Below are 12685 nucleotides of genomic sequence, written 5' to 3'. Positions count from 1 at the left end.
CTAGGTTTTACCAGACTGGATTCCCACCAACTAAATATTTGGCACCGAACTGGCGCACACCACCTTATTTATAATACCATCAAAACAAGAAAAAAGAGATCAATTACTTGATCTCATGTACGTAAATATTATTAACACGATCTGGTCCTACAGAAATCATAGAAACACGTACACCTGTAAATTCTTCAATAAAGTGTACATAATCTAGACATTCTTGAGGTAATTGATCTACTGTAGTCATCTTAGTGATGTCTGTCTTCCAACCTTTGAATGTTTTATAGATTGGTTTTGCCTTGGCAACATCAGCTTGATCACTAGGAATATAGTTATATTCTTTACCATCGATTTCGTATCCTACACAAACTTTAATTTCATCTAAGCCATCTAATACGTCGATCTTAGTAATAACGATATCTGTTAATCCACTCATTAAGTTAGCATGTTTTACAGTTAATAGATCTAACCATCCACAACGACGAGGACGTCCTGTAGTTGCTCCATATTCTCCACCATGTTCACGAATCCATTCACCTTGTTCGTCTAACAATTCTGTAACGAAAGGTCCTTCTCCTACACGTGTCGAATATGCCTTAACAACACCAACAACAGTTTGAATACGACTTGGCGCAATACATGCTCCAGTTGTTACACCAGCACTAGTTGGACTTGAAGAAGTTACATATGGATATGTTCCATAGTTAATATCAAGCATAGCTGCCTGTGCACCTTCGAACAATACAGTTTTATCTTCATCCAATGCTTCGTTTACTAAATGTGTTGTTTCTTGAATCATAGGGACAATACGATCATAAATAGCTTCAAAATCAGCTACCATTTTATCGTAATCCATAGCTTCTCCGCCATAAACAGCAGTGAACAATTTGTTTTTGAAATCTAAACATTCTTTTAAACGAACTTTAAAATGTTCAAAATCCTTAAATTCATGATAACGAATACCATGACGAGCATACTTATCTGCATAACATGGACCAATTCCACGTTTTGTAGTTCCGATTTTATTAGATGCAGCTTGCTCTTCTAATTCATCTTGATATTGATGATATGGCATTAACATCTGTGCACGGTCACTAATAATGATGTGTTTAGTTGATAAACCATCTTTTTCTAATTGTTCCATCTCTTTTAATAATACAAATGGATTACAAACAACACCTGGACCAATGATACATGTTGCATCTTCATGTAATACACCACTTGGTAATAAGTGCAATACATGTTTCTTACCATTTACAATGACTGTGTGTCCTGCATTATCTCCACCTTGGAAACGCACAATCATATCTGCTTTTTCAGCTAAAACATCGACGATTTTTCCTTTACCCTCATCGCCCCATTGGGTACCTACAACTACTTGGCTTGACATAAGAGCCTCCTTTTAGGTATGTTCTTTACAATACCTAATTAATTATAAGTAACCCTCATATTATTGTCAATTGAGATTTTTTAAAAAAAGAGCTTGCGCAACCATTTAATTCATGTTATCATTAACGGGCACTTAGGGGTATCGTCCAAAGGCTAAGATAGCGGTCTCCAAAACCGTTGATGTGGGTTCGAGTCCTACTACCCCTGCCAGTTTGAAACTTAAAACTCTCAAAAATGCTTTATATAAAGCAGATTTGAGAGTTTTTTTGTTGTCAAAAAGTCGATTTTACCCCGTTTTGGCAAACTTTTTGGCAAACAATTCGAAAAAAATTATTTTTTTACTTTTCGAAACGAATTATTAAAAGTTCAAATAAAAAGCTTTTTATAACAGAATAGTCTCCCAGATTATATATAGATCAACCTATAGCCAAAACAAATTTCAATCAACCTTCATACAATAATCTGAGATTGTTTTCATGAAACTAAGAATTACGTTTACTTATTCGTGCTCAATAAAGCACAAAAAAACAAAGAAACATTAAGTCTCTTTGTTCTTATGCGTTCGAGATGTAATCACAGATGTTCTTAGATGAAGGTCTTCTCTTTTTACAACTTGGACAAGCCATCCTCACGGAAACTGAGAAAACTAAACTGGAATTTAACCAATATCATTTTGCGTTCTTATACGAAAGCAGAATATGGCTTGGTGCAAACAATATTGCTGCGATAAGCAACAGAACTGATCGACTCATAATTCCACTAAACAAGAACAAAACTGAAGGAATAACAGATAGCGCCAGTGCTCTGAATATGCTGCTCTTCTTAAAGCAAATTGTCCAAATTGCACAATATAACACTACTAATATTGTATCCACAATAAGGTATATGGCAAATGCTTCGTCAGACCACCACCCGAACCATGTTCCGGGAATGTTGATTATCATAAAACCAAAGCAGCCAAACCTTCCTATCTGTTCTGCAACCTCAATAAATTTATTGCTCCATTTGTTTTCAAAACCCTCTTTGCATCTAATTGCAAAAATAATATTGGGTATCATAATGACTGCAATAATTATCAGTCCGAATATATTTAACCAGACCATATACTCCTCCGCAAATTGTAATTTGTAGAAATCCTGATCGGACATATTGTCGTTCTTGATCTTCCCGGCGGTTTCCATGACAGCTTCCACTAGCAGGCGAATATCCATAACAGATGTGTCCTCCTGGTGCTGGGTGCTGATAAGAAATGTGGTGATGCGACCCGTATCACAATCATAGGAAACTTGCGCTTTCGCATCCGACAAGAACAGTGCAAACTTTTCATCAGAATTAACTTCTTTGTTTTCCTAAACGTGTTTAATGTATTTAGTGATAGTATCGATTAATTCCTCCATGTTAATCGGCTTGGAAATATGGTCGTTCATGCCTGAATCCAGGGATTCCTGAATATCATCTATAAAAGCATTTGCAGACAAAGCTATAATTGGAATCGTAACTGCATCGGACCGCTCTATACCCAAGGTTCGAATGGCTTTTGCTGCTTGGTGTCCATCCATGTTTGGCATCATAATATCCATCAAAATAAGATCGTATGTGCCTCGTGGATGATTTTTAAACAAATTCACAACTTCTTTTCCGTCTGATACGCGTGTTACGGTCATACCAGCATCTTCCAGCATTATCGTAGCAAGTTCAGCATTTAGATCATTATCCTCAGCCATAAGAACATGAATACCCGTCAAATCTCTATGTAGATGTTGTTTTTGTTCTGATTGAATAACCTGTTCTGGCAACTCCAGTGGGATCTCCACTGTGAATGTAGAACCTACACCTTTTTTGCTCTCAACAGCAATCGAACCGCCCATCATATCCACATATTTTTTTGTGATGGCCATACCAAGACCGGTTCCCTTATATTGAGTTCTGGCATTAGCATCATCTTCTTGTGAAAACGGATCGAATAATTTTTTCTGGAACTCTTCGCTCATGCCAATACCGTTATCTCGAACAACATAACGAGTTATGATATGTTTCTCATCCGCTCCTGGGTAACTGCTGATATCCAAAGTAATCTTTCCGCCGTCCTTTGTGAATTTCACAGCATTGCCAAGAAGATTCACCAAAACTTCCCGGATACGCACAACATCCGCAAGGACATATAGGTTCTTTGGGATTTCTCGATGTAATTCAAACTTAAGATCTCGAGTATAAAGAAGTCCATTCATAATCGCCTGGACGTTATCTGTCAATTGAGTAATGTCCACTGGCTCGGGTGAAATAGTAACTTTTCCACTTTCAATGCGAGTAAAATCCAGAACGTCATTCAACAAAGAGAGAAGATGATTCGAACTTTTTTGAACTTTCTCCAAGCTATCATGAATATCTGAAACTGCGTTCTGGTGAAGCGCAATGTTTGTAAATCCAATAATGGCATTCATCGGCGTTCTGATGTCATGGCTAATACTAAGCAAAAACGCAGATTTTGCTTTGTTGGCAGCATTTGCTTCCTCAGCTGCGGTCATTAATAATTGTTTTTGTTTTTGCTCTTCTGCCTTGCTTTTCTGGTAAACATAATAGGTATATAGACAAATTAAAAGCAATACAGCTCCTGCGACTAAACCGCAGATGATAGAAATATGATTCGTCTTTTCAACCATTCCATAAGCTGATTGCATATCCATTTCAATGCAAAATGCGCCAATGATTTCTCCTGTCCCATCATGATTTGCTCTTACAGGATAGCAAGCCGTAAAAATCGGACCCCATGTTGTATCGATGATATCCTGAGAGTACACAATCTCCCCAGAAATAGCCCTATCAATATACGGAACCATTTCTTCCTCAATATAATCTCCAGGGTGTCTTACATCATCCGCATCCGGATCCAAACCGTCTACCACATAAACGAGTTTTCCTTCTTCATTTTTTGTAGCGGTGTAAATATATCGAGTAGAATTCAATGTTCTGATTTCATTGAAATATGAAGAGATATCTTTATATATTTGCTTCTTTTCATCAGATTGATCTTTGATTTGATCAAAATCTTCTTTGCCGATTCTTCCATCCACAAGTTTGAGTACTGCATCTGCACTCGCTGTGTCACGTGTGATTTCTGTTTCAAGTGCGGTCTTAGTGTAAGAACTTTGCAGAATATATGTGTACGACGCTATTACCAAAATTATCAAAAGTCCTGCAATCACAAAGATACTGCCTGTATTCTTCAGCCTAAGGAGTTTTTTCAAATTAATTCCTTCTTTTGTTTTCTTCATGCTGTTCATTCACATCCTTCAAATTCCGATTTTTTAATTTATTTTAACACAAAATATAAGTGGTTTGTAGAGAGCTAACATATCGTGTTTAATTTTCATACAAAAAGTTTGTAAAAACCTATATTGCTTTATAACACCACCGTAATACCGTGAAAATCTGAATGAAACCGACAACGAACCAGTCGTAATACCTTCGTCGGCTATGTTGACAGAGCAACTACAAATGCCTGTTCAACCAATAGCTGACGGAGGTATCTTTGATTTTACGACATTTTGCAGGCGTACTTGTTTTTGCAACAAACAGCGAAAACAGGTGCGCTTTTTCTATATCCGAGATTAAGTACCATTGCCGTTCTCCACCTTCGGCATTTTGAAACTTCATTCACAAATTATAAAAGAGAAGAACCCGATGCAAACAGAATTATTGTGATTAGACTTAAAACACTTGGAGCTTATACAAACATACAAATTGGATACACTTACACAGATTTAAACGATTATTCATATTTCTATACTCTACATGACATTGAGAACTATTATGTTTATGACCGTGCAAAATTCACGTATTTAATTGATAAATCCAAAGTCATCTTTAAACAACGTTTAATAGATGATATAGATAAACCTTTCAAATACATATCTATAGAATTATTAGAAGACCATTATATAGATGATTTATCTTTAAATGCTTTAAAAATATTTTTAGAATATTATTCGCTGGCAGCTATAACTATTCGTTATACATAAAGATCTTCTTATAATTGTCATACTAAGCAATCAACAGAAATAAAGGTGTTGTTCGAAACTCATTTCGTTACAACACCTTGTTTTTTTATTTATTTCACCACGGATACGTTACTTTCTTTTTTTCATTTGTTTTATCCGACCATATAGAACTAATATTATGTTCTCTGCAATAATCAGCAACCCTTTTCCCTAGTAACTTTTCTGTTTTATCAAAATTTCTTGCTGTTTTTTTATCTAACACATGATTATTCCAACCTTTAAAATATATTTTCCATGGTTCATCACTATCTTTAATCGTATGTTGACGATAACGAACCAAATACGCAGGATCAACTATACGTCTTTTGCATTTATGCGGCGCATGATTTGAAATGTATTTTAAAAACATGTATGAAGTAAAAACTCCTCCTCCTGGTTTTAACTCTAACAAATCGCATAATTTATAAAAATCTTTATCCGCCATTTCAGCTTCATATCCTTTTTTCAAATATATGACAGCTGCCCAATTTGTATCTATTGCTCCAATCAACAGCTCATATGGAGATGCTCCTATATCAAGTATGCATCTGAATTTATAACGTTGATATTGCACTTCAAATTCACTTAAATCAATTTTTTTCTCTCGCATATCCGATACCAGATAACGTAAATTCGATAAATATATAGCCATTTTCAGTCCTCCTAATGTTTAAAATAAAAATTCTTCTTCAGTAACTTATAACCTTCTCGATAAAGCAGAATCAAACTATCTCCTAATCGTGCTAATTTTTGCCGATTCTATGATCCATTCTTTATCATCTGCCAATGTTTTCGTTGTATTAACATTACTTGTTGATACACTTTTCTTTTTGGTTGGTTTGTATCCAATCAATTTTGCAAAATAATCTTGTGTTTCTGTATCTGAAGCCTCTAAGATAACTTTAAATGAGAAATTGTTCATCATTGTCATTCTCTCGGATTTTCCATACAACAAATCAATATCAGCCATTGACTGTGTTAAAATCATGATTCGTACATTTTTTTTTCTTAATTTTCTTAATGCATCCGTTATTTCAAGCTTCCCTAGTGAAACAAATTCATCTAAACAAAACAAAATGTTAGTCTTACTTTCATTTGATCTTTCCGAGAAAAGCTCTAAGCATTGCGCTGTAATCAAATGTAATAATGGTGCATATAGTTTTAGCTTACTATCATCAATCACAACAAACACGTTCTTTGTTTCCAGTTTACCTGGATCAAAAGATTCAGAACCATCAACTGGTCTACCTATACTTTTTTGAATCGTTTCATTTGTCGCGAATAGTTTTATTACTGCATCACACGCTTGTTTACAACCTGACGTATTTTGTTCAGAAGCTCCTTCAAACGAATTGATGTACTGAATCGCATCCTGATTCTTTGTTTCATCAATCCTTGAGAATAAATCCTTCCAGCTACTTTGGAATACCATTTTACAAGTATCTATAAAATCATATCCCGCAAAATAGAACGCTATGAATTATGCAGTTAGAATTTTTCGCCCTTCTGTGTTGTAGAACTGGCTGGCATCACTAAAATCATCATTATCAGGCATCATTAGAAATGCTAACTGTTCTAACAATTCATTTATATATAAGATTCGCCATCAGTTTACCGATATTTTTAATCAAAGAAATAAGTTCAGAAAAAAAATTAAATTTTTTTATAAATTTTAACCGGTTTTGACTTTTTTGATCGTCCTTATTAGTGAAAGGCAAGAAAAAGACATTCTTGTAAGGTGAAAATGATGGAAAAAGCAGCAAACAAAGAAAAAAAAATAACATTAAGAACGGTGAACAACAGAGTATCTACTTCAATGACAAAGGCATTAACTGAAAGATTTTTTGTAGAAAAAACAACAATGGATTTATTAAAAGAAAAAAAGCCAGAGGAAATTGTAAAAAAACTTTTGAACTATGTATATAGAGTACAGGAACATAAAAAGTATCTAAATAAATACAATAATGCAAGGAGCAAAACTAAAAGAGGTGAAGCTAATACTCCTGCTATTATGGAATTGAATTCTTTAGTTGATGAGTACAGATCTCACAATTCATTAAAGAAATGCAGTAAATATGATTGTAAGGATAAAGCACATCATAGAATGGATGTATTTGATAGCATTCAAAACAATAATTTAGAAGTTATGAATATAAATCCAGATATATTATCTTATGGTAAAGCAAGTTATCAGGAACAAATTGGTTTGATTAATCAATCAAAAAGTATATTGAACGATTTATTTATGAAGTTTGATGCGATCATAGTTGAATATGAAAGTATGGATTGTAAGAAAACAGAAGAACAAATGGAGTATGAGTTGAGTTTAATTCAACTTAATTTTGATGAAGATTATTCAAATGAAACACTACATTCAATTTCTGATACAAATATTGGATATAAAACATATGTTCAAGCTAGCAATTTATTACTATCACTTAAAGAAAGAGTGAGTAACACTGAAAGATGGTTAAGATCATTATGGTTATATAAATGGCTGTATGTTAGAATTAAAAGGAGCGATATTTACGGAATATAAAGAGAATAAAGTTATAGATGATGAAATGATGGCGAAAGATACATTGTTTTCTATTGATCAATTATTACAATTTTATTTTGAAGAGGAATATAAACAAACCCTAATTCATTATAAGAAAAATTTGGAACAGATTCCCATCGAAGTTATGAAAAAAATGTTAGCATGATGATATAGGAGAGAAAAAAACATGAAGGAAAAACAAAATTATTGGTATGATGCAGATCAAATTGAGCAAATAGCGATTCGTATTAAAAAGCGAGATGAAAGTGCGTGGCTTGAGTTCATGGAAATCACTAAACAACGTTATTATTGTATTGCGCTTGATGCATTGAACCATAATGAAGAATTAGCAAACGAAGCTTTGATTGAAGCATATACAAAAATATTCAAGAAAATAGATTCATTAAAAGAAAATAGGGCACTTGCCGTATATGGAGAAAAAACTGTAGCACATGCAACTTGTGATATATTGAAAAAAGAAGGAAAATATATCGTAATGTCAGAATTAGATAATAAAGATATGGCAGAATCTTTTGAGAATTCTATCGAAAACGATGTAGAAGAATATTGTCCAAAAGAGCAATTCGATAAATTAGCTAGAAAAACTGAAATTAGAGAAGGTCTTCAAAAAATTATAGAAACATTGCCAACCAAACAAAGGATGGCTCTTACCTTATATTATCTTGGGGATGAGAAACAAACTTATCATGAAATAGGTAAAGTATTAGGAATCAATGAAGAAACGGCGCGTAGCCAGGTTCGGTATGCCAAAAATAAAATCAAAACAAAGATCGAGGAATTACGTGCACAAGGAAAGTCTTTCTACACGGTTGCTCCACTTCCATTCTTGGCTTGGATGTTAAACGACGAATTAAACAAAGTCAAAGTACCAGATACGCTTATTGAAAGTGTAAAGGCTGCGACTATTTCCCCAATTGCGACACCACCTAAAAAATTACCGGTAGAAGCAACAAAATCAGTTGTCACAAACAAAGTAGCAACATCGAGTGCAAGTGCCGTTGCGAAAGCTGGTTTATCAAAAGTTGCGATTGGTGCATTAACTGCAGTCGTAGGTATAGGTGCTTTTGCGGGTAGCTATGCAGTAATAAGTAAAAAGAATCCAGATTCGTATATTGATTATGAAAAAGCATATCAACCTATCATACAGCAATATAAAGATGTGTTATCAAAAGAAGAAATAGAAGATGAAAACGATTATTCTTCAACCTTATGTATGATGGTTTATGAAGATCATCCAAGTTTAAACTATGGTTATAGCTACGTAGATGTAAACAATGATGGTGTAACAGAACTATTGGTCGGTGCATATGATAACAAATCTAAAACTAGCAAAAGCTTTCTAGATATGTATACAATAAAAGATGGTTTGGCCACACCTTGTAAAAGTGATATATACGGACAGGATGAAACAGAAGTGCATGGTAATATGGACTTACAGTATTATTTGGCAAACAATGGAGATATTATTTCTAAAGAACCATCACAAGAAAATATTGATGAATTTGCGAACGGTAAATTAAGCTATGATGAAATGTCAGCGGATTGCGATCAAATCGGTATATTTGAATATAACGGTGAGAAATTACATAATAAAGATTATGCTTCAGATTCAAACCAATATCCTTCTAGCAATTTGAAAACAATTCAATATGTACCATTTTTTACATCAGAAAAAAAATCAAAAACAACCGCAACAAACAATCATCAAGAATATGATGTTATTTTGAAACAATACTATGATACGGCTTCAACTAAGGCATGTAGCAGTCCTTTTGATCCATTGCAGACGTCTGAAATATGTTATTATTTTATGAACGCTGAATTTTCATTATCAAATATTGGCTATGCATTTATAGACTTAAATGATGATGGTCAAGACGAACTCTTAATTGGCCTTACAACAAGTACAAGTGGTTTTTGTGATGTATATACAATAAAGGACAATGTACCTAGTATCATTGACTTCAAAGATTCATATGGTTCTAATCCTGCAACAGCTTGGTATAGAAAGGGATTTAACTTAACATCTGATAATAAAATATATCATTTCGGAAGTTCTGGAGCTAAAGCCTATAGTATTAGCTTAGGCCATATGGAAGGAAGTACCATTATTACGGATACTGAATATTGTTATGATGGTATGGAAGATACTACAATTGCACAAAAATACAATTCGAGTACGCAATCATTTGAAGATTGTGATGAAAATGAAATTAAGAATTTTAAATCAAAATATGAAGATAAAGAGAATCTTAAAAAGATTTCTTACACTCCATTATCTGAATTTAAAGCATCTTCTAGACTTTACAACAAAAAGAATCACACGCAAGAACTTGAAGGATATGATGCAACGATTCAAATTCCATCTATGTTTAATTTTGTCTCAGAAGGCTATAGCAGTCAGGCTCCTCAATATGAATGTATTTATACATTAGATGAATCAAAACTTACTGGTTATTCAGCAGAATTATCAATCGCAAAATCATCCGCAAAAACTGAACAAGATCAATACACAAAGGATGAAGCACAAGAAGAGCTTGATAAATATCCAGAATCTAAAAGTGGTGAAATCTTTGGCACTAAAAGAAAATATGTTAAAGTATCCGTTCTTACAGGAGATAACTATCCAGATACAATTTTTATGGATATAGTTGATTTAGATTGTGATGAATATACATATCGTGTAACACTATCATTCCACAAAGAATCCGATGCACAAGCACCTGTTGAAAAGGACGCATATGAAAAGCTATATGATGAAGTGATTAAAATGGCTAAAAGTGTAAAATGGAACAAGTAAGGAGAGCAAAATTGCTCTCCTATTTAATTTCACTTAACGTTTTATAAGGAATTACCTTAAAATTCTCCATTGAATACGTATTCGAAAAATCATTTAAAGCTTCCGAAGTTGTTTCTTGCCACTGCTCCGTATCTAGATTCCATTCCATGCATGTCGCATCTTCAAAGCTATTAAATCGATATTTCTTTTCTAAATTCAGTCGACTACCATCAAATGAACTCACACTTGCTGTCCAGCTTTCTTCTCCATTAACTGTATAATTATAAATCTTATTATCATTTGTGATGGCATAATAATCTTGACTATAGCCAGCCACCCTCACATTCGATTCATCCTTAACGCAGTACTTTGCTTTTCCATCCTTGATGACATACATATCATAGAAGAAGTGAGCATCTTCAGAATAAGATCCAATCAAAAGCTCATCCACTCCATCCTCATTGATATCCATCAACGCATAACCAAAATGATCAAGATATGGATCATAGCTCATTTCGCGCATGGATAAAGGCATTGTATTTTCATCATATTCCTTATCTCCATTTAGAAATTCTACATACTCATTGATTGTATCCTTATAAATATCAATTACGTTCACCTCTTGTTTTTCACGCACAACCGGATCTGGCTTTGCCTCAGGATTTTTTTCATTAACTGCACATCCACCTAACGAAAGAGCTACAATTGAAGCGCTAAGAATCAAAGCTTTCCCTTTTCTTTGTTTATTATTATCTGTATACATACCCTTTTATCTCCTGTAACACTATCCCTTAAATTATTCTAGCACATTTAGTGATACTCAAACTTTTTTATGATACATAAAATCTATTTAATACGAATAAAATACACTTAATACACTTTGTCATGACTTCATCATTATATATTGGATACGAATTACGCAATTGCTCCTTAGGCAATACGGCCGTCTTATAAAGCATCATTAAGAATGTAAAACAGTTTGTCTTAATATATTCATCACAAGCTGAACATTTATAACTCACATTATCCGCCGGTAAAGTTATCAGTTGGTTTGTGATAATATAATTAATTTTTGCCGTTAAACACTCCATATTTGAAGCCTTGTCCTGCGTAACAGACGCTTTATTTATATGATTTTTATCTAATATCTTATCCGTAAATAAATCTAAGTAGTTTCCTACCTTTGTGAAAGTTTCCTTAAATGAATATTCCGCACTTTTTTCTAATCCATCCAAAAAGAAATACAATTCTTCATCATATTTTTTTAAACCATTAAACGTATTATTGTAGTGTACACACGTATTGTCATTATCCTTTGACTCCACTGACTTTACGGCCTCTTCAAATAGAGTTGTGGGTTCAAGATCCTTTTGAACCTGAGAAACAGCCGCAGTAAAAGGCTCTACCTTTACACTTTCAAATACCGGTTTCACATCATCTACTTTATTTTCCACAACCTCTTCAATATCTAATGGACTAAAGTCTGGTTCTGAAACAATTGTTTTTTCATCATTTAAACGAGAAAACCCAGAAAGCTTTTCTTCTATAGAATTTAATTGTTTTAAAATATTATTATAATTCGTATTTTCATTTGAAATTTTTTCTTCCAATAAACACTTCTCATCCATTAAACCATTTAATCTTGTTTGAGACTCCTCTTTTTCTGTTATTGAAGCCTTTCTTTGATCCATCAAGCCCTGTAACTCTGAATTCATTAAGCTCTTCTTAATCTCTTCCATTTCTGCAAGCTGTCTTTTCATTTCTTCCTGTAATTTTAAATTTTCTTGTTGATTACCAGATTAATTGCTAACACAAAATTCAAATTAAATTGTACACATAATTAGGTATCTTCAAATTATTTATACACATATATTCATATTAAATGTGAAACCCAATCATATAAAAATGGATACTCAATTTAGAATA

General features: G+C 33.5%; 11 protein-coding genes and 1 tRNA gene. 5 read left to right on the top strand and 7 right to left on the bottom strand.

Annotated elements, in window-relative coordinates:
• Positions 1–103: 103 nt before the first annotated feature.
• Positions 104–1384 (bottom strand): adenylosuccinate synthase, encoded by a 1281-nt coding sequence (locus DWY01_RS10745; protein ID WP_117996116.1) that lies wholly within the window; start codon positions 1382–1384, stop codon positions 104–106.
• Between the two features lie 134 nt (positions 1385–1518).
• Here DWY01_RS10745 and DWY01_RS10740 point away from each other — a divergent pair.
• A tRNA-Trp gene (locus DWY01_RS10740) sits at positions 1519–1593 on the top strand.
• Positions 1594–2051: 458 nt separating this feature from the next.
• Here the strand turns inward: DWY01_RS10740 and DWY01_RS10735 are convergent.
• Together DWY01_RS10735 and DWY01_RS10730 are read right to left on the bottom strand one after the other, a co-directional pair.
• Positions 2052–2594 carry a hypothetical protein gene (locus DWY01_RS10735; RefSeq protein WP_243002006.1) on the bottom strand — a complete coding sequence of 181 codons (543 nt, stop codon included), beginning with the start codon at positions 2592–2594 and terminating at the stop codon, positions 2052–2054.
• 138 nt (positions 2595–2732) lie between these two features.
• A complete protein-coding gene (locus DWY01_RS10730; protein ID WP_117996117.1) occupies positions 2733–4655 on the bottom strand; it encodes an ATP-binding protein in 1923 nt (640 codons plus the stop codon).
• Positions 4656–4946: 291 nt separating this feature from the next.
• Between DWY01_RS10730 and DWY01_RS10725 the strand changes: the two genes are divergently transcribed.
• A complete protein-coding gene (locus tag DWY01_RS10725; RefSeq protein ID WP_147332189.1) occupies positions 4947–5402 on the top strand; it encodes a hypothetical protein in 456 nt (151 codons plus the stop codon).
• A 94-nt stretch (positions 5403–5496) separates the two neighbouring features.
• Here DWY01_RS10725 and DWY01_RS10720 read toward each other — a convergent pair whose 3' ends face one another.
• On the bottom strand, positions 5497–6072 hold the full coding sequence (locus tag DWY01_RS10720; RefSeq protein ID WP_117996114.1) for a DUF6037 family protein: 576 nt from the start codon (positions 6070–6072) through the stop codon (positions 5497–5499).
• A 75-nt stretch (positions 6073–6147) separates the two neighbouring features.
• The gene (locus DWY01_RS10715; protein WP_117996113.1) at positions 6148–6852 is read right to left on the bottom strand and encodes a type IV secretory system conjugative DNA transfer family protein; all 705 of its coding nucleotides are present in this window, start codon (positions 6850–6852) and stop codon (positions 6148–6150) included.
• A 315-nt stretch (positions 6853–7167) separates the two neighbouring features.
• On the opposite strand from DWY01_RS10715, the gene DWY01_RS10710 reads away from it, so the two are divergent.
• Genes DWY01_RS10710 through DWY01_RS10700 form a run of 3 tightly spaced genes read left to right on the top strand, consistent with a single transcriptional unit; the run spans position 7168 to position 10780 of the window.
• The gene (locus tag DWY01_RS10710) at positions 7168–7959 is read left to right on the top strand and encodes a hypothetical protein (protein WP_117996112.1); all 792 of its coding nucleotides are present in this window, start codon (positions 7168–7170) and stop codon (positions 7957–7959) included.
• Positions 7922–8125, top strand: a complete 204-nt coding sequence (locus DWY01_RS10705; protein WP_117996111.1) for a hypothetical protein — start codon at positions 7922–7924, stop codon at positions 8123–8125. Before DWY01_RS10710 ends, DWY01_RS10705 begins: the two co-directional genes overlap by 38 nt.
• Positions 8126–8146: 21 nt before the next feature.
• The gene (locus DWY01_RS10700) at positions 8147–10780 is read left to right on the top strand and encodes an RNA polymerase sigma factor (protein ID WP_117996110.1); all 2634 of its coding nucleotides are present in this window, start codon (positions 8147–8149) and stop codon (positions 10778–10780) included.
• Positions 10781–10799: 19 nt separating this feature from the next.
• Here DWY01_RS10700 and DWY01_RS10695 read toward each other — a convergent pair whose 3' ends face one another.
• Together DWY01_RS10695 and DWY01_RS10690 are read right to left on the bottom strand one after the other, a co-directional pair.
• Positions 10800–11522 carry a hypothetical protein gene (locus DWY01_RS10695; protein WP_117996109.1) on the bottom strand — a complete coding sequence of 241 codons (723 nt, stop codon included), beginning with the start codon at positions 11520–11522 and terminating at the stop codon, positions 10800–10802.
• 67 nt (positions 11523–11589) lie between these two features.
• A complete protein-coding gene (locus tag DWY01_RS10690; RefSeq protein ID WP_117996108.1) occupies positions 11590–12519 on the bottom strand; it encodes a hypothetical protein in 930 nt (309 codons plus the stop codon).
• Between the last annotated feature and the right edge of the window lie 166 nt (positions 12520–12685).

The sequence above is a fragment of the Eubacterium sp. AF22-8LB genome (assembly GCF_003458715.1).
GTDB lineage: Bacteria > Bacillota_I > Bacilli_A > Erysipelotrichales > Erysipelotrichaceae > Holdemanella.
Note: the sequence above shows the minus strand (reverse complement) of the source record. Positions and strands in the feature narration are given on the sequence as shown.

What these genes read in the sequence shown, in the direction of transcription:
- DWY01_RS10745 (WP_117996116.1), bottom strand. Translation starts at nt 1,384, where the DNA reads ATGTCAAGCCAAGTAGTTGTAGGTACCCAATGGGGCGATGAGGGTAAA.
- DWY01_RS10735 (WP_243002006.1), bottom strand. Translation starts at nt 2,594, where the DNA reads ATGGATATTCGCCTGCTAGTGGAAGCTGTCATGGAAACCGCCGGGAAG.
- DWY01_RS10730 (WP_117996117.1), bottom strand. Translation starts at nt 4,655, where the DNA reads ATGAAGAAAACAAAAGAAGGAATTAATTTGAAAAAACTCCTTAGGCTG.
- DWY01_RS10720 (WP_117996114.1), bottom strand. Translation starts at nt 6,072, where the DNA reads ATGGCTATATATTTATCGAATTTACGTTATCTGGTATCGGATATGCGA.
- DWY01_RS10715 (WP_117996113.1), bottom strand. Translation starts at nt 6,852, where the DNA reads ATGGTATTCCAAAGTAGCTGGAAGGATTTATTCTCAAGGATTGATGAA.
- DWY01_RS10710 (WP_117996112.1), top strand. Translation starts at nt 7,168, where the DNA reads ATGGAAAAAGCAGCAAACAAAGAAAAAAAAATAACATTAAGAACGGTG.
- DWY01_RS10705 (WP_117996111.1), top strand. Translation starts at nt 7,922, where the DNA reads ATGTTAGAATTAAAAGGAGCGATATTTACGGAATATAAAGAGAATAAA.
- DWY01_RS10700 (WP_117996110.1), top strand. Translation starts at nt 8,147, where the DNA reads ATGAAGGAAAAACAAAATTATTGGTATGATGCAGATCAAATTGAGCAA.
- DWY01_RS10695 (WP_117996109.1), bottom strand. Translation starts at nt 11,522, where the DNA reads ATGTATACAGATAATAATAAACAAAGAAAAGGGAAAGCTTTGATTCTT.
- DWY01_RS10690 (WP_117996108.1), bottom strand. Translation starts at nt 12,519, where the DNA reads ATGAAAAGACAGCTTGCAGAAATGGAAGAGATTAAGAAGAGCTTAATG.